We start from the raw sequence: 19,154 nt of genomic DNA on the forward strand, positions 1-19,154 counted from the left end.
GAGATGGCGAAGCGCGAACGCGTCGTGCGCATGTCGGTCGAGCAGCCGCTCTGGCGTGCCCTGACCGGGTACCGGCTGCTGACCATGGTCTACGCGGCGCTGCTGTTCGCCGCCGCCCACAAGGAGTTTCCCCGCCCCGGGGTCGCGGTCGGCTACCTCGCCTTCCTCGCCGTCTGGACCCTCGCCACCTCCCGCAAGGTGGCGAACGCCGCCAGTTGCACCAAGGGCTTCCTCGTCGCCGACCTCACCGTCGCGATCGTCGGGATCGTCCTCACGCCGGTCGCCGACACCCAGGCGCGGATCCACGGGGGCGGCAGCACCCTCCCCACCATCTGGACGGCGGGCGCGGTCCTCGCCTTCGCCATCAAGGGCGGCTGGCGCTGGGCCTGCTTCGCCTCCACCTTCGTGGCGGCCGCCAACCTCGCCATCCACACCGGCACGCCGACCCGGGACACCCTGCACAACGTCCTGCTCGTCTGGGTCGCCTCCGTGGCCATCGGCTACGTGGTCGAGGTCGCCCGGGCCAGTGAGAACACCCTCGCCCGCGCCCTGGAGATCGAGGCCGCCACCCGCGAGCGCGAGCGCCTCGCCCGCGACATCCACGACGGGGTCCTCCAAGTCCTCGCCATGGTCCAGCGGCGTGGCAGCGAGCTGGGCGGCGAGGCCGAGGAGCTCGGCCGGATGGCGGGGGAGCAGGAGGTGGCACTGCGCACGCTGGTCTCCAGCGGGCTGGCACAGCCCTCCCGGGTCTCCCGCGACGAGTCCCGCGGCGCGCTGGTGGACACGTACGAGGTGGACGAGCCGGGCACCGAGGACGGCGAGCTGGACCTGCGCACGCTCCTCGCCCCGCACGCCGGATCCCGCGTGAGCTTCGCCGAGCCGGGCACCCCGGTGCCGCTGCCGGTGCCCGCCGCGAAGGAACTGGCCGCGGCGGTCGGTGCCGCCCTGGACAACGTGCGCAAGCACGCCGGGGAAGGGGCACGGGCCTGGATCCTCGTCGAGGACTGGGGCGACGAGGTGATCGTGACCGTTCGCGACGACGGCCCCGGCATCCCGGCGGGCCGGCTGGACCAGGCGGCGGGCGAGGGCCGGATGGGGGTGGCCCTGTCCATCCGCGGCAGGCTGCGCGATCTCGGCGGCAGCGCCGATCTGGTGTCCGTTCCCGGGCAGGGCACCGAAGTGGAACTGAAGGTACCCCGGGGGAGGACGGACAAGAGATGAGCGAGCGCACCGACGTGAACGACGTGAACGACCCGAACAGGCCGAACGAGCCGCACGAGATAAGGGTGATGGTCGTCGACGACCACCCCATGTGGCGGGACGCGGTCGCCCGCGACCTGGCAGCCGCGGGCTTCGACGTCGTCGCCACCGCCGGCGACGGCCCCGAGGCGGTCCGCCGGGCCCACGCCGTCACGCCCGACGTGTTGGTCCTCGACCTCAACCTACCCGGCATGCCGGGCGTACAGGTCTGCAAGGAACTGGTCGGTACCAACCCGGCCCTGCGGGTCCTGGTCCTGTCGGCCAGCGGTGAGCACGCGGACGTCCTGGAAGCGGTGAAGTCCGGTGCGACCGGCTACCTGTTGAAGTCCGCCGGCGCCCAGGAGCTGATCGACGCCGTCCGCCGCACCGCGGCCGGCGACCCGGTCTTCACCCCGGGCCTGGCCGGTCTGGTGCTCGGCGAGTACCGGCGTCTGGCCACCGACCCGCTGCCGGCCACCTCCGACGAGCCGAAGGCCCCGCAACTGACCGACCGCGAGACCGAGGTGCTGCGGCTCGTGGCCAAGGGGCTGTCGTACAAGCAGATCGCCGAGCGTCTGGTCATTTCCCACCGCACCGTGCAGAACCACGTCCAGAACACCCTGGGCAAGCTGCAGTTGCACAACCGGGTGGAGCTCGTCCGGTACGCCATAGAACGCGGCCTCGACGACGCGTAGACCGGCCCGGGGGACGTCTGCACCGCCCGTCGATCGTACTTACGTCCTCGTACGAGTGAACGGGCGTACGCAACGCCTCACGATTCCACCTGAATCGCCCTCTCCAAGCCCCTTGCTGTGACCTGGGTCACCACTAGCGTGACGGTCATGGCGATTGGAGATTCCATGAAGGTCGGAGTGCTGACCGGCGGCGGCGACTGCCCCGGGCTCAACGCGGTGATCAGGGCCGTCGTCCGCAAGGGCGAGCAGGAGTACGGCTGCGGGTTCGTCGGGTTCAAGGACGGCTGGCGGGGCCCGGTCGAGGGACGGACCGTCCCCCTCGACATCCCCGCCGTCCGCGGCATCCTGCCCCGCGGCGGCACCATCCTCGGCTCCTCGCGCACCAATCCGTTCAAGACGGAGAACGGCGTGCGCGACATCAAGGAGAACCTCGCGAAGTACGAGGTGGACGCGCTCATCGCGATCGGCGGCGAGGACACCCTCGGGGTCGCGGCCCGGCTGTACGAGGAGCACGGCATCCCCTGCGTCGGCGTGCCCAAGACCATCGACAACGACCTGTCGGCCACCGACTACACCTTCGGCTTCGACACCGCCGTCGGCATCGCGACCGAGGCCATCGACCGGCTGCACACCACGGCCGAGTCCCACATGCGGGTCCTGGTCGTCGAGGTCATGGGCCGGCACGCCGGCTGGATCGCCCTGCACTCGGGCCTCGCGGGCGGCGCCAACGTCATCCTCATCCCGGAGCAGCGCTTCGACGTGGACGAGGTCTGCGCCTGGGTGACCTCCCGGTTCCGCGCGAGCTACGCGCCCATCGTGGTGGTCGCCGAGGGCGCCATGCCCAAGGACGGGGAGATGGTGCTGAAGGACGGCTCCCTGGACTCCTTCGGCCACGTCCGGCTGTCGGGCGTGGGCGAGTGGCTGGCCAAGGAGATCGAGGCGCGGACCGGCAAGGAGGCCCGTACGACGGTGCTCGGGCACATCCAGCGGGGCGGCACGCCGAGCGCCTTCGACCGGTGGCTCGCGACCCGGTTCGGGCTGCACGCCATCGACGCGGTGCGCGACCGGGACTTCGGGAAGATGGTCGCGCTCAAGGGGACGGACATCGTCCGGGTGCCGATCGCGGAGGCGACGTCGAAGCTGAAGACGGTGGATCCCGCGCTGTACCAGGAGGCCGGGGTCTTCTTCGGCTGAGCGGCGACCCGACACCATGGGCCGTATCGTGACGAACGGCCCATGGTGTCGAGGTGCGGGAGCGGGCGTGGAGATCCTGGCATTCGGTGTGACCGCCGACGAGAAGCCGCTCCTGGAGCAGGCCTTCGCGGGCGCGCACGAGGTCCGTTGCCTCGAAGTCTTCCTGGAGGAGGACACCGCGCCGATCGCCGCCGGGTACGAGGTCGTCTCCTCCAGCGTCAACGCCGACCTGAGCGGCCGGGTACTGCGGATGCTGGCGGCCGGCGGGACGAAGATGATCACCCAGCGGTCCACCGGCTTCAACAACATCGACCTGGACGAGGCCCGGCGCCTCGGCATGACGGTCGGCCGGGTCTCGTACTACTCGCCCCACTCGGTCGCCGAGTTCGCCTGGGCCCTGGCGCTGGCCGTGAACCGTCGGCTCGTCCGGGCGACGACCCGGACCCGGGACTTCGACTTCCGGCTGAACGGACTGATGGGCCGGGACTTCCACGGCCGCACCGTCGGTGTGCTCGGCACCGGCAAGATCGGGGCGGCGTTCACCCGGATCGCGCACGGCTTCGGCATGCGCCTGCTGGGCTGGGACGTGGTGCAGAACCCGGAGTGCCTGGAGCTCGGCATGACCTACGTGGACAAGGACGAGCTGCTGGCGTCCGCGGACCTGATCAGCCTGCACGTACCGCTCCTGGACTCCACCCGGCACCTCATCGACGCGGCCGCGCTGCGACGGATGCGGGACGACGCGATCCTGGTGAACACCAGCCGCGGCGGGCTGATCGACACCGCGGCACTGGTCGACGAGCTCCGGGCGGGCCGCTTCGAGGGCGTCGGCCTGGACGTGTACGAGGCGGAGGCCGGCGTCTTCTTCACGGACAAGTCGCTGGAGACCGTCGAGGACGACACCCTGGCCCGCCTCGTCACCTTCCCGCACGTCATCGTGACCTCCCACCAGGCGTACTACACGACGGACGCGGTGGGCCAGATCATCGACGCCACCGTCACCAACGTGGCGGACTACCTGGCGGGCCGCCGCTCCGAGAACACCCTGGTCCCGCCCGAGTAGGGGGCGTCTCGGACGCGCCGCCACCGGTCAGGCCGGGCTCGCCGTGACCCCGGCCGTGATCCCCGCGAGGAGCTCGCGCAGCAGGTCCGCGCCGCGCAGGGTGAGGACCGACTCCGGGTGGAACTGCACGCCCGCGAAGCCCCCGGCGGGGGAGCGCAGGGCGTGCACCTCGCCCGTCCCCGGGTCGCGGGCCACCTCCACCCCCGCGGCGGCCAGCCGGCCGGCCAGGGCGCCGTCGCAGCGCGCGGTGTACGTGTTGTAGAAGCCGACCACCTCCTCGGCCCCGAACAGCTCGATCCGGGTCTGCGCCCCCTGCGCCGGCTCCGCCTTGCGGACCAGCGGCAGGCCCAGCTCGGCCGCCAGCAGCTCGTGCCCCAGGCAGACCCCGAACAGGCCGTGACGGTGCCCGGCCAGCAGCTCGGCCGTCAGCGCCCGCAGCATGCGCATCTTGGGGTCCGCGGCGTCGGCCGGGTTGCCCGGCCCGGGGCCCAGGACGACCGGGCCCTCCCAGGCCAGGGCCGCCGCCCGCAGCCCCGGATCGTCGTAGCGGCGTACGGTCACCTCCAGCCCGGCCACCCGCAAGACGTGCGCCAGCATCGCCGTGAAGGTGTCCTCGCCGTCCACCACCAGGGCGTGCCCCGCCGGGGCCGGGGGCCGTTCCTGCATCCGGAGCCAGAACGGCGCCAGGTCCTCGCGGCGCGCCGCGAGGGCCGCCCGCACCCGCGGGTCGTCCGCCAGCCGGGCCCCCTCGAAAGCCGGGCGCGGCGCGGCAGGCCGCACCCCGAGCGCCGCCAGCACCCCCGCCGCCTTCGCATGGGTCTCCGCCACCTCGCCCGCCGGATCCGAGTGCCGGACCAGCGTGGCGCCCACCGGCACCCGCAGCGTGCCGTCCGCCGCGATGTCGGCGGTGCGGATCAGAATGGGGGAGTCCAAGGTCTGCGCCCCCGCGGGGTCTTGGCCCAGCAGGGCCAGCGCGCCCGCGTAGTAGCCGCGCCCGCCCGCCTCGTACCGCTCGATGACCCGGCAGGCGTTCTGCACGGGGGACCCGGTGACCGTCGCCGCGAACATCGTCTCGCGCAGCACCTCCCGCACGTCCAGCGAGGACCGGCCGCGCAGCTCGTACTCGGTGTGCGCGAGGTGGGACATCTCCTTCAGCCGCGGTCCGACGACGACCCCGCCCATGTCACCGACCGTGCACATCATCTTCAGTTCCTCGTCGACCACCATCGACAGTTCCTCGGTCTCCTTGCGGTCGCCGAGGAAGGCGAGGAGGGACTCGACCGTCGGCCCCCCGGTCGGATGGCGGTAGGTGCCGCTGATCGGGTTCATCACGACCGTGCTGCCGGACATCCGCACGTGCACCTCGGGGCTGGCCCCGACGAGGGTCCGCTCCCCGGTGTGGACGACGTACGTCCAGTACGCGCCCCGCTCGCCCTCCAGCAGCCGCCGGAACAGCGCGAGCGCGTCGGCCCGGTCGAAGCCGTCGACGCGGCCCCCGTAGGTGCGCCGGATGACGAAGTTCGCGCCCTCGCCGCGGCCGATCTCGTCCTCGATGACCCGCCGGACGGTGGCCGCGTACTCCTCGTCGGGGACGTCGAAGCCGCCGTCGTCGACCCGCACCGGATGGCTCGGCAGCACGGCCAGCGCCTCGGCGAGCGGGATCTCGTACGCCTCCTCGGCGACCAGCACGCTCAGCGGCGTGCCGTCGTCGCGCACGTCGAAGCCGCGCTCCCGGATCTGCCGGAAGGGGACGAGGGCGAGGGCGGGCAGCTCGCCGACGGGCAGGTCGGCGAGCCGTTCCACCTCGCCCACCGGCCCGATCAGCACCTCGACGGTGTCGTGGTCGCGGCCGGGGGTCCGCCGGCGCAGCAGGGCGAACGGCGGGCAGGCGGGGTCGAGCAGTCGGCTCAGTCGGTCGGGTCGGCTGGGATTCATGGGGCGGAGCGTCCTTCCGGTGGGAGGAGCGGCCCCTGGGATCCGACGACGCGGTCGAAAACGCGGAAGGCCGCCCCTCGGGGCGGCCTTCGCGTCGTGCGTGTCTTCAGGTACGCGCGAGGAGTGGGCCGCCGGGAGTGGGCCACCACCAGTTCTGGTTCGAGTGCGCGTACATGGTGGGCACCTTAGCCCACACCGCCGCCGCGGGGCAGGATCTGTCTCACGACGCGAGCTGAACCATGGATTCCGTTCCATCCGGCGCCCACGACCTTTGAGCCGGTTCGTCTCACGTTGTGGGCGTGGGGCCGGACGCGGCCCGTGACGCCGTAATGTGTACGAGGTGACCGTGAACGCTGAAACCCAAGCCCCCGCCGCCAAGGCGACCTGGCGAGACCTTCCCGCGGCGCAGCAGCCTTCGTACCCCGATGCCGAGGCTCTGCGCGCTGTCGTCGCGGACCTCGAGTCGTATCCTCCCCTCGTTTTCGCGGGTGAATGCGACCAGCTGCGTGCCCGTCTGGGAGCCGTCGCCAAGGGCGAGGCGTTCCTGCTCCAGGGCGGCGACTGCGCCGAGGCCTTCGACGGCGTCTCCGCCGACCACATCCGCGCCAAGCTGAAGACGCTGCTCCAGATGAGCGCCGTCCTGACCTACGCGGCCTCGGTGCCCGTCGTCAAGGTCGGCCGCATCGCCGGCCAGTACTCCAAGCCGCGCTCCAAGGACACCGAGACCCGCGACGGCGTCACCCTGCCGACCTACCGCGGCGACTCCGTCAACGGCTTCGCCTTCACCGAGGAGGCCCGGGTCCCGGACCCGGAGCGCCTGAAGCGCATGTACAACGCGTCCGCCTCGACGCTCAACCTGGTGCGCGCCTTCACCACCGGTGGTTACGCCGACCTGCGCCAGGTGCACGCCTGGAACCAGGACTTCGTGAAGTCCTCCCCGTCCGGTCAGCGCTACGAGCAGCTGGCCCGGGAGATCGACAACGCGCTGAACTTCATGAAGGCCTGTGGCACCGACCCGGCCGAGTTCAAGGCCGTCGAGTTCTACGCCTCCCACGAGGCGCTGCTGCTCGACTACGAGGGCGCGCTGACCCGCACCGACTCGCGCACCGGCAAGCTGTACGACACCTCCGGCCACATGGTCTGGATCGGTGAGCGCACCCGCCAGCTGGACCACGCGCACATCGAGTTCTGCTCGCAGATCGCCAACCCGATCGGCATCAAGCTCGGCCCGACCACCACGGTGGACGAGGCGCTGACGTACATCGACCGCCTGGACCCCGAGCGCGAGCCGGGCCGGCTGACCTTCGTCGTCCGCATGGGCGCCGACAAGGTCCGCGACAAGCTCCCCGAGCTGGTCGAGAAGGTCACCGCCTCCGGCGCGATCGTCGCCTGGGTCACCGACCCGATGCACGGCAACACCTTCGAGGCGGCCTCCGGCCACAAGACGCGCCGTTTCGACGACGTGCTCGACGAGGTCAAGGGCTTCTTTGAGGTCCACAAGGCCCTCGGCACCCACCCGGGCGGCATCCACGTCGAGCTCACCGGTGACGACGTCACCGAGTGCGTGGGCGGCGGCGACGAGATCTTCGTCGACGACCTGCACCAGCGCTACGAGACGGCCTGCGACCCGCGGCTCAACCGCAGCCAGTCCCTGGACCTGGCGTTCCTCGTCGCCGAGATGTACCGCGACCAGTAGGGATCAGTCAGTACCTTCGTACGACAGTGGGGCGCGGATCGATGTGATCCGCGCCCCACTGTCGTATCCAGGGCTTTTAGGCCACCCTAACTTTGGGTACGGTTAGGTAAGCCTCACCGAAATGGGGATGGCTCGCCGCATCGCTGAACTGCTGAACCATTCCGCCCTGGGAGGTGAACCGCGTGTACGTCTGCTCTTGCTTCGGTGTCACCGACAAGCAGGTCAAGGAGCACGCGGCTGCCGGGGCCTGCACCCCGCGCCAGATCGCCTCGGTCACCAAGGCCGGCACCGACTGCGGGTCGTGCGTGCGCACCATCCAGGGCATCCTCGGCCGTGGGGCCTGCCCCCGCCGGGAGCTGCTGGAGAAGGGCCAGGGTGCGACCGTGCTCGCCGCGGAGCCGGGTTCGGCCCGTTCGGCGGAGCTGGCGGAAGCGGCCTAGGGCTCGATCGGTCCGGTCAGCTCGGCTGCTCGATCAGCTGCGCGATGTAGAGCGGCTCGCCCAAGGACTCGATGAGCTCCAGCTGGGTGTCGAGGTAGTCGATGTGGTGCTCCTCGTCCTCCAGGATGTCCTCGAAGAGTCGGGCCGAGGTGATGTCACCCTTGCCGCGCATGACCTCGATGCCCCGCTTGAGCCGGTCAATGGCCTCGACCTCGACCTGGCGGTCCGCCTGGAACATCTCCGTGAGCGTCTGCCCGACGCGCACGTGGAAGAGGCGCTGGTAGTTCGGCAGGCCATCGAGCATCAGGATGCGCTCGGTGATCTTGTCCGCGTGCTTCATCTCGTCGATGGACTCTTCACGCGTGTACTTGGCGAGCTTGGTCCAGCCCTTGTTGTCCTGGATGCGGTAGTGCAGCCAGTACTGGTTGATGGCCGTCAGCTCGCCGGTCAGCTGCTCGTTCAGAAACTCAAGGACCTCGGGGTCGCCCTGCATCGCAGAGGCTCCTTCCAGGCAATGTCAGCTATGTGACGGGGCAGTTGCGCGCATCCTTGCACCGCCGCAGGGGACCGTCCAGTAAGTGCCTCCTTAGTGGGAGTTGCCATGACTTGCCCGAATCGGTCAAGACCTGGTCATGACCACCCTGCCCAGTCTGTCACCATGGAGTCATGGGTCAGCCGGAAAGCCGGGAATCTCCGGGAGCAGAGCAGTTGGAGCTTCCACCGGGGCAGCGGCTGCAGAGGGGCTGGCCGGTCACCCATTACGGTCCCGTACCCAAGTTCAAGCCGGACCGCTGGGAGTTCCGCGTCTTCGGCGCGACGGCCGACGGGGACAAGCACTGCTGGAACCACAAGGAGTTCACGGCGCTGCCGTTCGACTCCGTCGTGGCCGATCTGCACTGCGTCACGAAGTTCAGCATGCAGGGCGCCGAATGGGGTGGGGTGCTCGCCCGTGAGGTCCTCGCCCTGGCTCCCCCCGCACCGCAGGTCACGCATGTGATGGTGTGGGCCGAGTACGGCTTCAGCTCCAACTTGCGGCTGGCCGACTTCGCCTCCGACCGGACCGTCTTCGCCACCCACGAGGGCGGTGAACTGCTCACCGCCGAGCACGGGTTCCCCGTACGGCTGGTGGTCCCGCACCTGTACGCCTGGAAGGGCCCCAAGTGGGTCCGCGGCATCGAGTACATGACCGCCGACCGCCGCGGCTTCTGGGAGGAGCGCGGCTACCACAACATCGGCGACCCGTGGCGCGAGCAGCGCTACTCGTACCAGGAGGAGCCCGGGGAGGGCCCCGAACTGTAGGGCCGCCCCGTGCTCAGTGGTGGTACTGGTGCACGACCGCGTGACCCTTGCCGCGGCCGATCATCCACTTGTTGACCGGGGTCGTGATCACGAAGGCGGCCGCCAGCGAGATCGCCAGGACGATCCAGAACAGCGGCTCCGACAGGTGCGCGTCCATCGCACCGGGCCACAGGGCGATCACCCCGTTGTCGATCAGCTCCATGACGGCGATCGAAAGGGTGTCCGCGGCCAGCGCCACCCGGATGGCCGTACGGAGGTCGACGCCGGCGGCGAGGATCCCGCGCAGGGTGAGAGCGTAGCCGAAGAAGAACGCGAGGGCGATCGCCAGGATCATGGTCGGAACGTTCCCCCAGCCCAGCGCGGTACCGATGACCATGCCGAGCACCTCGCCGATGGCGCATCCGGTGAGGCAGTGCAGGGTGGCCCGGGCGGCCGTGCCCCAGGTGACCGGGCCGCCGGCGCCGTGCGCGGGTGCGTGGTGCTCGTGAGCGGGCCCGTGGTCGTGGTGCCCTTCGTGCATGTGCTCCATGACAACCCCCTCGTGGGAACGCCGGGTAGCGGTCCCGTCGACAGGACGGAACCGTATACCCCCTAGGGGTATTCCTCAAGGAGTCGGTGGATCACTGCGGGCCGCGCAACTCCTTCAGCAGCGCGACGTCCGCCGCGTGCCCCTCCTTGCCCCCGGGCGTCTCGGTGATCAGCGGGACGCCGTCCATCGCGGGGTGCGTGAACAGCTCCGCGAAGGCGTCCCGGCCGATGTGCCCCTGACCGATGTTGGCGTGCCGGTCCTTGTGGGCGCCGACGCCCTCCTTGGAGTCGTTCGCGTGGACCAGCTTCAGCCGACCCTCGCCCACGGTGTCGACCAGCAGGTCCAGCATCACCTTCGTCCCGCCCGGCTCCGCCAGATCGTGACCCGCCGCGAAGATGTGGCAGGTGTCCAGGCAGATCCCCAGCTTCGGGTGGTGGTCGAGCGCCTCGAAGTAGGGCCCGAAGTCCCAGGTGCGCGAGCACAGCGAGGATCCCTGCCCGGCCGTGGACTCCAGCAGCAGGAACGGGTCGTCGTCGTGCGTCAGCTCGTCCAGCAGCGGCAGCACGTGCTCCCTGATCTGCGCGTACGCCGCCTCCCGCGGGCGCCCGCCGGTGGCCGACCCGGTGTGCACGACCACCCCGAGCGCACCGATTTCCCGGCCGCGGCGCAGCGAATGGCGCAGCGACTCCACTGACTTCTCCACGGTCGCCGCGGTGTGCGAACCGAAGTTGATCAGGTACGGGGCGTGCACGTACGCCGGGATCGACCCGTCCGCACACTCCGCCCGGAACCGTTCGTCCTGGGCCGGATTGCCGACCGGGGTGGCCCAGCCGCGCGGATTGGCGACGAAGACCTGGACGGCCTCCGCCCCCATCTCCCGGGCGTAGGTCAGGCCGACCGAGGCGAGCCCCCCGGCCACGGGGACGTGCCCGCCCACTGGATTGCGCATCACTACGGCTTACAGCCCCTTGGTCTTGATGGTGATCGTGCTGCCCTCCGGGGCGGTCTGCCCGGGCGCCACCGACTGGGTGTCGACCGTGTTGCTGAAGGAGATCAGCGGCCGGTCCACCTTCACCTTGAAGCCGGCGGCCTCCAGCGCCTTGCGGGCCGCGTCCACCTCCTGGCCGGTCACGTTCGGGACCGGTACCTGCCGGGGCCCCTTGGACACGGTCAGCGTGACCGTGTCCCCGGCCGCGGCCTGGGTGCCTGCGCCGATCGACTGGTTGGCGACCGTACCGGCCGCGAAGGGGGCGTTGACCTGCTCGGGAGCCGCCGTGACCTTGAGGCCCAGGGCCTCCAGGGCCGCTGTCGCCTGGTCGACGGGGACCCCGGTCACGCTCGGGACCGACACGGGGCGGCCCTTGCTGACGACGAGCGAGACCGCCGTGTCGGGGGCCCGCTTCTCACCGCCCGCGGGATTGGTGCTGATCACCGAACCCTGGGCGATGTCCTGGCTGAAGGCCTGCGTCACCATGCCGGGCGCCAGCCCGGACCGCGTCAGCTCGGCCGTGGCCTCCTCCAGGGGCCGGCCCTTCAGGTTGGGCACGGCCACGACCTCGGGGCCGCGGGAAATGGTGAGGGTCACCGCGTCGTTCCCGCGGATCCGCCCGCCGCCCGAAGGATCGGTCTTCATCACCGTCCCGCGGTCGAAGGCGTCGCTGAACTTCCGGTTCACCCCCTTCACGCCGAGCCCGGCCTCGGACAGCCGGGAGCGGGCCTCCGCCTCGGTCTTGCCCAGCAGGTTGGGGACCTTGGTGAACTGCCCGGAGTTGATGTACCAGACGCCGACCCCGAGCCCGAGCGCGAGCAGCACCCCCGCGATGACGAGCAGCACCCCGCGACGGGGCCGCCGCGCGGGCGCCGCCGGCCGGTGTGCGGGCGGAGCGGCCGGAGCGGGCGGCGAGGGGGGCATCTCCAGGCGGGAGGTGTGTTGTACGGGCTGCTGCGCGGCCACCGGGCGCGGGATCACCCCCGTACGGTCCTCGGCGGACGAGCGCTCCTCGGCGCGCGCCTGCGGGGGTACGGCGTCCAGCTCGGCGTCGCCGAGCAGGGCGCGGACCTCCCGGGTGAGGCCGAGCAGGGCGGCCGCGTCGTAGGGACGCAGGTCGGGATTGCGGGCGGCGGCCTGCGCGACCAGCTCGTCGAGCCCGACGGCGAGCCCCGGGACCACGGCGGACGGGGGCGGGACGTCCTCGTTCAAGTGCTGGTAGAGCACCTGCGCGGGGGTGCCGCCGGTGTGGGGCTTGGAGCCCGTGAGCATCTCGTAGAGGACGACACCGCAGGCGTAGACGTCCACGCGGGTGTCGGCGACGCCGTTCTCGATCTGCTCGGGGGCCAGGTAGGAGACGGTGCCGAGGACGGAACCGGTGGTGTTGGTCACGGAGTCGACCGACCGGACCAGCCCGAAGTCCGCGACCTTCACCCGGCCGTCATCTCCGATGAGCACGTTCTCGGGCTTCATGTCGCGGTGGACGAAGCCGGCCCGGTGCGCGGCGCCGAGGGCGGCGAGGACCGGTTCGAGGATGTCGAGGGCGGCCCGGGGCTGGAGCGCGCCGCGTTCGCGGAGCACGTCGCGCAGGGTGCAGCCGGAGACGTACTCCATGGCCAGGTACACGTACGGCCCGTCCGTGCCCTGGTCGAAGACGGCGACCACGTTCGGGTGCGAGAGCCGGGCGACGGACTTCGCCTCGCGGATGAACCGGTCGACGAAGGCGGCGTCGGCGGCGAGGGTCGGGTGCATCACCTTCAGGGCGAGCACGCGGTCCAGGCGGGTGTCGACGGCCCGGTAGACCGTGGCCATGCCGCCGGCCGCGATGCGGGCGTCGATGCGGTAGCGGCCGTCGAGCACGCGCCCGACGAGGGGGTCATCCAGGGTCGTATCCACCCGCCGATTCTACGAGCCGCCGAGCGGGCGCCGGCCGGCGGCGGCCGCCTTGCAGCGCGGCTGTGACGCTGGGCGGGGTTGTGAGCGGGGTTGCGATGCGGGGCGGGGGTATCGGTGGGCGGGGTTGCGATGCGGGGCGGGGGTATCGGTGGGCGGGGTCGGGTGGGCGGGGCGGCACCCGCTCACCGCGAAGCCCCCGCCCCCGCCCCGCCGTGTCAGAACGCCGGGCGTTCCGGGTCCAGGGTGGCGCGGCCCTCCGTGGGGGAGGAGGCTTCGGCGAAGCGGCGTTGGGGGATGCGGCCCGCGCGGAAGGCGAGCCGGCCCGCCGAGACGGCGTCGCGCATGGCCGACGCCATGAGGACCGGTTCCTGTGCCCGGGTCACCGCCGAGGCGAGCATGACCGCTGCGCAGCCCAGTTCCATCGCCAGGGCCGCGTCGGAGGCCGTGCCCGCGCCCGCGTCCAAGATGACCGGGACCGATGCGCGTTCCGTGATCAGCTCGAAGTTGTGCGGGTTGCGGATGCCCATGCCGGACCCGATGGGAGACCCGAGCGGCATGATCGCCGCGCAGCCCACGTCCTCCAGCTTCCGCGCGAGCACCGGGTCGTCGTTGGTGTACGGGAGGACCGTGAAGCCCTCGTCCACCAGGATCTCGGCGGCGTCCAGCAGCTCGACGCCGTCGGGCAGGAGGGTCCGTTCGTCCGCGACCACCTCCAGCTTGATCCAGTCCGTGCCGAGCGCTTCCCGGGCCAGCCGGGCCGTGAGGACGGCCTCGCCCGCGGTGAAGCAGCCCGCCGTGTTGGGGAGGACCGAGATGCCGAGCTTGGTCAGCACGGACAGGACGGAGCCCTGGACCGTGGGGTCCAGCCGGCGCATCGCGACCGTGGTGAGTTCGGTGCCGGACGCGACGAGGGCGCGTTCCAGCACGTCCAGGCTGGGGGCCCCGCCCGTGCCCATGATCAGGCGGGAGGTGAAGGTCCGGCCGCCCAGGGTGAAGAGGTCGTCCGCCACGTCGGTCAGCCCCCCTGTACCGCGGTCAGGATCTCGACCCGGTCGCCGTCGCCCACGACGGTGGCCGGCCACTGTCCGCGCGGGACCACGGTCTCGTTGAGCGCGGCGGCGACGCCGGAGGGCGCGGCGGTCAGGGTGGCGACCACCGTGTCGAGGGTGGCGCCGGCCGCGACCTCGCGCGGCTCGCCGTTGACGGAGATGGTCATGCGTACGACTCCTGACGTGCGGCGGAGAACCGGCGGGGGGTGAAGGGGCGCGCGATCTCAGGCAGTTCGCCGGTGGCCAGCAGTTCGGCGAGGACCTCGCCGGTGAGCGGGGTCAGCAGCACCCCGTTGCGGTAGTGCCCGGTGGCCAGGTGCAGGCCGGGCAGCTCGGTCGGGCCGAGCAGCGGGGCGTTGTCGGGGGATCCGGGGCGCAGCCCCGCCCGGGTCTCGGTGAGCGGGAGTTCGGTGATGCCGGGGACCAGTTCGTGGGCGTCGCGCAGGAGTTCGTAGACCCCGCCCGCGGTGACGGTGGTGTCCCAGCCGAGTTCCTCGCTGGTGGCACCGATGACGAGCTCGCCGTTCTCGCGCGGCACCAGGTAGACGTGGCTGCCGCGGACGACGGCCCGTACGGTCCGCGACAGGAACGGCGCGTACGCCGCCGGCACCGTGAGCCTCAGGACCTGTCCCTTGACCGGCCGTACGGGGGCCACGACCTCCGTCGGTACGCCCGCCAGCCGGCCGGTGAACGAGCCGGCGGCGAGGACCACCTGGTCGGCGAGCAGTTCCGTGCCGTCGTCGAGGAGGGCACCGGTCGCCCGGTCGGTGGTGGTGAGGAGCCGTTCCGCGCCGGCCCGGTGGAGGGTCACGCCGGCGCGTTCGCAGGCGGCCAGCAGGGCGGCCGCGAGCCGGCGGGGGTCGACCTGGTGGTCGCCGTCGACGCGCAGGCCGCCGCGTACGCCCGGGGCGAGCATGGGCTCCAGGCGGCGGCACTCGCGGCCGGTGAGCCACTCGGACTCCAGGCCGCAGCGGCGCTGCAGGGCGTGCAGTTCGCGCAGGTGGAGGCGGTCGTCGGCGTCGAGGGCGACGGCGAGGGTGCCACAGGCGCGGTAGCCGATGTCCATGCCGCCGCTGGCTTCGGCGAGCTCGGCGGCGAACTGCGGATAGCGCGCGGCGGAGGCGAGGCCGAGCCCCAGCAGGGCTTCCTCGCCGTAGTGCAGTTCGGTGACGGGGGCGAGCATGCCGGCCGCGACCTGGGCGGCGCCGCCGCCGGGTGCGGGGTCGACGAGTACGGTGCGCAGTCCGCGCGCGGCGGCCCGCCAGGCGGTGACCAGGCCGATGATTCCGCCCCCGATGACGAGGACGTCGGATCCCTTCCGAGGTGTTCGGGATGCGTGCATGGGCGTCCAGCCCCTCCCTTCGCCGGCATGATCCGGATCAGGTTCGTACGGTCGGAGGCCGGCCAGCCTCCCTCTCAGCCCGGTGCGCCGGACTCCCGCGATAGGTACGGTGGCCAGACTAACCCGGCGGTGGATGGCGAGTAAGGCGGCACCTATTCCTGACGGAGCGTCAGATGATTAGGGTGGCGGCGTGAGCGAGCAGACGGAACAGAATCAGCGCGGCGTCGTGATCGTCGGCGCCGGAATGGCCGGGGTGCAGACCGCCGTGGCCCTGCGCGAACAGGGCTTCACCGGCCCCGTGACCCTGCTGGGAGCCGAACCCCACCAGCCCTACGACCGGCCCCCGCTGTCCAAGGCGGTCCTCCTCGGCAAGGCCGAGGACTCCGCCTTCGACGTGGACTTCGAGGGCCTCGACATCGACCTCAGGCTCGGCGTCGAGGTCACCGGACTGCGCGCCGCCGTCCACGAGCTGGACACCGGGGCGGGACCGGTCCCCTACGGGATCCTCGTCCTGGCGACCGGCGCGCAGCCGCTCACCCTTCCCGGGACCGAAGGCGTCCCGGGCGTCCACCTGCTGCGCACCCTGGACGACGCGGCCCGGCTGCGCCCGGTGCTGGCCGCCTCGCCCCGGGCCGTGGTCGTCGGGGCGGGCTGGATCGGCGCCGAGTTCGCCACGGCCGCCCGGGAGGTGGGCTGCGAGGTCACCGTGGTCGAGGCGGCGGACCGGGTGCTGGCGGGGGCGCTGCCCGCCGAAGTCACCGAGCCGATGGCGCGCTGGTACCGGGAGGCGGGCGCGGAGCTGATCACCGGGGCGAAGGTCGCCGGGATCGAGGAGGGGCGGGTCCTGCTGGCGGACGGGCGGATCCTGCCCGCCGGCGCGGTGGTGGTGGGCATCGGCGCCCGCCCCGCCACCGGATGGCTGGCCGGGACCGGCGTGGACCTCGGCCCCGACGGCTCGGTCACCGCCGACGCGTACCTGCGGACCTCGCTGCCCGGGGTGTACGCGGTCGGCGACTGCGCCTCCTTCCCGTCCGGGCGGTACGGGACGCGGCTGCTCGTACACCACTGGGACAACGCGCTCCAGGGGCCGAAGGCGGTCGCGGCGAACATCCTGGCCGGGGAGCCGGCCCAGGTCTACGACCCGGTGCCGTACTTCTGGTCGGAGCAGTTCGGACGCTTCGTGCAGTACGCCGGACACCACGGCGGGGCCGACTCCCTGCTCCTGCGCGGGGACCCGGCCGGACCCGCCTGGTCGGTGTGCTGGCTGCGCGACGGGGCGCTGGTCGCCGTCCTGGCCGTGGGTCGTCCGCGCGACCTGGCGCAGGGCCGCCGCCTGATCGAGGCGGCGGTCCCGCTGGACCCCGCCAAGGTCTCCGACCCCGGCACCCCGCTGAAATCGGCCACGGCCTGACGGGCGGGGTGCGGGGGGTGCGGGTGCCGCCGCGCGGAGCCCGTCCCCGCCCCGCCCCTTCTCCGCTTCCCGGGCTCCGCCCGGACCCGGTCCTCAATCGCCGGACGGGCTGAAATGCGGCCCCGCCGGCGTTCGGGGCGCGGGGTCCGGAGCGGAGCCCCGGCACGGACCGCGACCCGGACGGGGCTGCTCAGGTACCGGCGGCCGAGTCGAGATGGCAGGCTTGTCTCCGTGACCGAGATTGACGCAAAGATCGATGCCCTTGTCCCCTCATGGCTGTACCTCCCCGACATCGCGGAGATGCTGAACATCGAGGTGACCCGGGTCCGCCAGATGGTCAAGGAAGGGCAGCTCATCGCCGTCCGCCGCGGCGAGAACCGCTCCTTGCAGGTTCCGGCCCCCTTCATCGACGGCGACAAGGTCGTCAAGGGCCTGGTCGGCCTGCTGACCGTGCTGCGCGACGACCGTTTCACCGAGGAGGAGATCCTGGAATGGCTCTTCACCGAGGATCCGACCCTGCCCGGCACCCCCGTGCAGGCGCTGAGCGAGAATCGCGGCACGGAGGTGAAGCGCCGCGCTCAGGCGCTCGCCCTCTGACCTGATCGCCTTTCGCTCCACAGCGGTGTGCGGGCCCACGGCCGCGGCCCGGCCCGTACACCGCCTCCACCACGGGGGGTACACCCATGCAGCTGTCCGACGCCCGGCTCTACCTCTGCACGGACGCCCGCAAGCGCCAGGGTGACCTCCCCGAGTTCCTCGACGCCGTCCTGTCCTCGGGCGTGGACATCGTCCAGCTCCGCGACAAGGGCATGGAGGCGGGGGAGGAACTCGAACACCTCCAGGTCTTCGCCGAAGCCGCCCGCCGTCACGGCAAGCTGCTCGCCGTGAACGACCGCGCCGACGTCGCCCACGCCATCGGCTCCGACGTCCTGCACCTCGGGCAGGGCGACATCCCCGTCCCCGCGGCCCGCGCCGTCCTCGGCGAGAAGGTGCTGATCGGCCGGTCCTGCCACGCCGAGGGCGAGGTCGACGCGGCCGTCGCCGAAGCCGGCGTGGACTACTTCTGCACCGGCCCCTGCTGGCCCACCCCCACCAAGCCCGGCCGCCACGCCCCGGGCCTGGACCTGGTCCGCTACGCGGCCTCCCTGGAGCAGGACCGCCCCTGGTTCGCCATCGGCGGCATCGACGCCACGAACCTGGACGAGGTGCTGGACGCCGGCGCCACCCGCATCGTGGTCGTCCGCGCCCTCACCGAGGCCACCGACCCCGGTGCGGCCGCTGCGGAGCTCGCCAAGCGGGTCCGGGCCCGCCTCGGCTGAGTCCGGCCCGCCCGGACCACGGGCGGTCGCGTTACCCCGTACGGACGCTTTCCGGCCGGAGCCAGACCCTCAAGTGTCCAAAAACGTGTCCAAAACGTGGACAAGGCTTCGGTGTCCGCCGGGCCGCGTCTAACCTGCCCCCATGGCCTCTGGTACCGCTTCCACCTGGTCGGATCGCGCACACACGGTCCGCGACCTCCTCGCATCCGGGCGCTCGTACTCCTTCGAGTTCTGGGCCCCGAAGACGGAGAAGGGCGAACGCAACCTCTGGAACGCCCTGCGCCGGGTCGAAGCGGTATCCCCCAGCTTCGTTTCCGTGACCTACGGAGCCGGTGGCTCCACCCGCGGTGGCACCGTCAAGGCCACTCAGGAGATCGCCGCGGACACCACCCTCACCCCGGTCGCGCACCTGACCGCCGTGGACCACTCGGTCGCCGAGCTGCGCCACGTCATCGGCCAGTTCGCCGACGCCGGGATCCGCAACATGCTCGCCCTGCGCGGCGACCCGCCGGGCGACCCGATGGCCGAGTGGGTGGCCCACCCGGAGGGCGTGCACTACGCGGCCGACCTGGTGCGGCTGCTCAAGGAGTCCGGGGACTTCTGCGTCGGTGTCGCGGCCTTCCCCGAGATGCACCCCCGCTCGACGGACTGGGACACGGACATCCGGCACTTCGTGGACAAGTGCCGCGCGGGCGCCGACTACGCGATCACCCAAATGTTCTTCGATCCGGAGAATTATCTGCGCCTGCGCGACAGCGCCGAGAAGGCGGGCTGCGACACCCCGATCATCCCCGAGGTCATGCCTGTTGTGGGCATCAAGCAGCTCGACCGACTGCCCCAGCTCAGCACCGCGGTCTTCCCCGCGGACGTGAAAGAGCGCATGCTCGCCGTCAAGGACGACCCGGCCGCTGTACGCTCCATTGGCATCGAGTTCGCCACGGAGTTCTGCGCGCGACTGCTGTCCGAGGGTGTCCCGGGACTGCACTTCATCACGCTCAACAACTCCACGGCGACTCTCGAAATCTACGAGAACCTGGGCCTGCACCAGCGGGCCTGAGC

19 protein-coding genes and 1 riboswitch are annotated in these 19,154 nt (G+C 71.8%); of the genes, 11 read left to right on the forward strand and 8 right to left on the reverse strand.

Annotation, left to right across the window (positions count from 1 at the left end):
• Positions 1-3: 3 nt before the first annotated feature.
• The 4 genes from macS (at position 4) to OG207_RS30705 (ending at position 4,191) form a co-directional block, all read left to right on the forward strand.
• On the forward strand, positions 4-1,221 hold the full coding sequence (gene macS / locus OG207_RS30690; RefSeq protein ID WP_329102839.1) for a MacS family sensor histidine kinase: 1,218 nt from the start codon (positions 4-6) through the stop codon (positions 1,219-1,221).
• Between the two features lie 68 nt (positions 1,222-1,289).
• Positions 1,290-1,934, forward strand: a complete 645-nt coding sequence (locus OG207_RS30695) for a response regulator transcription factor (protein ID WP_329108007.1) — start codon at positions 1,290-1,292, stop codon at positions 1,932-1,934.
• 165 nt (positions 1,935-2,099) lie between these two features.
• Complete coding sequence (locus OG207_RS30700; RefSeq protein ID WP_329108009.1) at positions 2,100-3,128, forward strand: 6-phosphofructokinase; 1,029 nt, start codon at positions 2,100-2,102, stop codon at positions 3,126-3,128.
• Between the two features lie 67 nt (positions 3,129-3,195).
• Positions 3,196-4,191: a 2-hydroxyacid dehydrogenase gene (locus OG207_RS30705; protein ID WP_329102841.1), complete on the forward strand. Its 996-nt coding sequence runs from the start codon at positions 3,196-3,198 to the stop codon at positions 4,189-4,191.
• Between the two features lie 27 nt (positions 4,192-4,218).
• Here OG207_RS30705 and OG207_RS30710 read toward each other — a convergent pair whose 3' ends face one another.
• The gene (locus OG207_RS30710) at positions 4,219-6,126 is read right to left on the reverse strand and encodes an anthranilate synthase family protein (protein WP_329102843.1); all 1,908 of its coding nucleotides are present in this window, start codon (positions 6,124-6,126) and stop codon (positions 4,219-4,221) included.
• 340 nt (positions 6,127-6,466) lie between these two features.
• Between OG207_RS30710 and OG207_RS30715 the strand changes: the two genes are divergently transcribed.
• Positions 6,467-7,822 carry a class II 3-deoxy-7-phosphoheptulonate synthase gene (locus OG207_RS30715; protein WP_150257096.1) on the forward strand — a complete coding sequence of 452 codons (1,356 nt, stop codon included), beginning with the start codon at positions 6,467-6,469 and terminating at the stop codon, positions 7,820-7,822.
• Between the two features lie 182 nt (positions 7,823-8,004).
• Positions 8,005-8,262, forward strand: a complete 258-nt coding sequence (locus OG207_RS30720; protein ID WP_329102845.1) for a (2Fe-2S)-binding protein — start codon at positions 8,005-8,007, stop codon at positions 8,260-8,262.
• A gap of 16 nt (positions 8,263-8,278) precedes the next feature.
• Here OG207_RS30720 and bfr read toward each other — a convergent pair whose 3' ends face one another.
• Positions 8,279-8,755 carry a bacterioferritin gene (gene bfr, locus OG207_RS30725; protein ID WP_329102847.1) on the reverse strand — a complete coding sequence of 159 codons (477 nt, stop codon included), beginning with the start codon at positions 8,753-8,755 and terminating at the stop codon, positions 8,279-8,281.
• 173 nt (positions 8,756-8,928) lie between these two features.
• Here bfr and OG207_RS30730 point away from each other — a divergent pair, with 173 nt between their 5' ends.
• The gene (locus tag OG207_RS30730; protein WP_329102849.1) at positions 8,929-9,561 is read left to right on the forward strand and encodes a sulfite oxidase-like oxidoreductase; all 633 of its coding nucleotides are present in this window, start codon (positions 8,929-8,931) and stop codon (positions 9,559-9,561) included.
• Between the two features lie 13 nt (positions 9,562-9,574).
• Here OG207_RS30730 and OG207_RS30735 read toward each other — a convergent pair whose 3' ends face one another.
• The 6 genes from OG207_RS30735 to thiO all read right to left on the reverse strand — a co-directional run bounded on the left by OG207_RS30735 (position 9,575) and on the right by thiO (position 15,365).
• Entirely contained in the window at positions 9,575-10,090 is a 516-nt protein-coding gene (locus OG207_RS30735) for a DUF4396 domain-containing protein (RefSeq protein ID WP_329102852.1), read from the reverse strand.
• Positions 10,091-10,181: 91 nt separating this feature from the next.
• Complete coding sequence (locus OG207_RS30740) at positions 10,182-11,039, reverse strand: deoxyribonuclease IV (protein ID WP_329102854.1); 858 nt, start codon at positions 11,037-11,039, stop codon at positions 10,182-10,184.
• 9 nt (positions 11,040-11,048) lie between these two features.
• Complete coding sequence (gene pknB / locus OG207_RS30745) at positions 11,049-12,974, reverse strand: Stk1 family PASTA domain-containing Ser/Thr kinase (RefSeq protein WP_329102856.1); 1,926 nt, start codon at positions 12,972-12,974, stop codon at positions 11,049-11,051.
• A gap of 215 nt (positions 12,975-13,189) precedes the next feature.
• Positions 13,190-13,984, reverse strand: a complete 795-nt coding sequence (locus tag OG207_RS30750) for a thiazole synthase (RefSeq protein ID WP_314248778.1) — start codon at positions 13,982-13,984, stop codon at positions 13,190-13,192.
• A gap of 5 nt (positions 13,985-13,989) precedes the next feature.
• Complete coding sequence (gene thiS / locus OG207_RS30755; RefSeq protein ID WP_329102859.1) at positions 13,990-14,190, reverse strand: sulfur carrier protein ThiS; 201 nt, start codon at positions 14,188-14,190, stop codon at positions 13,990-13,992.
• Positions 14,187-15,365, reverse strand: a complete 1,179-nt coding sequence (thiO, locus tag OG207_RS30760) for a glycine oxidase ThiO (RefSeq protein WP_329102861.1) — start codon at positions 15,363-15,365, stop codon at positions 14,187-14,189. Before thiO ends, thiS begins: the two co-directional genes overlap by 4 nt.
• Positions 15,363-15,474, reverse strand: a riboswitch (TPP riboswitch). Its footprint overlaps the gene before it by 3 nt.
• Positions 15,475-15,555: 81 nt before the next feature.
• On the opposite strand from thiO, the gene OG207_RS30765 reads away from it, so the two are divergent.
• The 4 genes from OG207_RS30765 (at position 15,556) to metF (ending at position 19,152) form a co-directional block, all read left to right on the forward strand.
• Entirely contained in the window at positions 15,556-16,776 is a 1,221-nt protein-coding gene (locus tag OG207_RS30765) for an NAD(P)/FAD-dependent oxidoreductase (RefSeq protein WP_329102863.1), read from the forward strand.
• 231 nt (positions 16,777-17,007) lie between these two features.
• A complete protein-coding gene (locus OG207_RS30770; RefSeq protein WP_030724382.1) occupies positions 17,008-17,373 on the forward strand; it encodes an Rv2175c family DNA-binding protein in 366 nt (121 codons plus the stop codon).
• Positions 17,374-17,459: 86 nt separating this feature from the next.
• A complete protein-coding gene (gene thiE / locus OG207_RS30775) occupies positions 17,460-18,095 on the forward strand; it encodes a thiamine phosphate synthase (protein ID WP_329102865.1) in 636 nt (211 codons plus the stop codon).
• Between the two features lie 142 nt (positions 18,096-18,237).
• Positions 18,238-19,152 (forward strand): methylenetetrahydrofolate reductase [NAD(P)H], encoded by a 915-nt coding sequence (gene metF, locus OG207_RS30780; protein WP_329102868.1) that lies wholly within the window; start codon positions 18,238-18,240, stop codon positions 19,150-19,152.
• Positions 19,153-19,154: the final 2 nt, after the last annotated feature.

It is taken from the genome of Streptomyces sp. NBC_01439 (assembly GCF_036227605.1).
Taxonomy (GTDB): domain Bacteria; phylum Actinomycetota; class Actinomycetes; order Streptomycetales; family Streptomycetaceae; genus Streptomyces.

Bases quoted from the DNA above. Each gene is read 5' to 3' on its own strand.
- macS (WP_329102839.1), top strand. From the start codon at position 4: ATGGCGAAGCGCGAACGCGTCGTGCGCATGTCGGTCGAGCAGCCGCTC.
- OG207_RS30695 (WP_329108007.1), top strand. From the start codon at position 1,290: ATGGTCGTCGACGACCACCCCATGTGGCGGGACGCGGTCGCCCGCGAC.
- OG207_RS30700 (WP_329108009.1), top strand. From the start codon at position 2,100: ATGAAGGTCGGAGTGCTGACCGGCGGCGGCGACTGCCCCGGGCTCAAC.
- OG207_RS30710 (WP_329102843.1), bottom strand. From the start codon at position 6,126: ATGAATCCCAGCCGACCCGACCGACTGAGCCGACTGCTCGACCCCGCC.
- bfr (WP_329102847.1), bottom strand. From the start codon at position 8,755: ATGCAGGGCGACCCCGAGGTCCTTGAGTTTCTGAACGAGCAGCTGACC.
- OG207_RS30730 (WP_329102849.1), top strand. From the start codon at position 8,929: ATGGGTCAGCCGGAAAGCCGGGAATCTCCGGGAGCAGAGCAGTTGGAG.
- OG207_RS30735 (WP_329102852.1), bottom strand. From the start codon at position 10,090: ATGGAGCACATGCACGAAGGGCACCACGACCACGGGCCCGCTCACGAG.
- OG207_RS30740 (WP_329102854.1), bottom strand. From the start codon at position 11,039: ATGCGCAATCCAGTGGGCGGGCACGTCCCCGTGGCCGGGGGGCTCGCC.
- thiS (WP_329102859.1), bottom strand. From the start codon at position 14,190: ATGACCATCTCCGTCAACGGCGAGCCGCGCGAGGTCGCGGCCGGCGCC.
- thiO (WP_329102861.1), bottom strand. From the start codon at position 15,365: ATGCACGCATCCCGAACACCTCGGAAGGGATCCGACGTCCTCGTCATC.
- thiE (WP_329102865.1), top strand. From the start codon at position 17,460: ATGCAGCTGTCCGACGCCCGGCTCTACCTCTGCACGGACGCCCGCAAG.
- metF (WP_329102868.1), top strand. From the start codon at position 18,238: ATGGCCTCTGGTACCGCTTCCACCTGGTCGGATCGCGCACACACGGTC.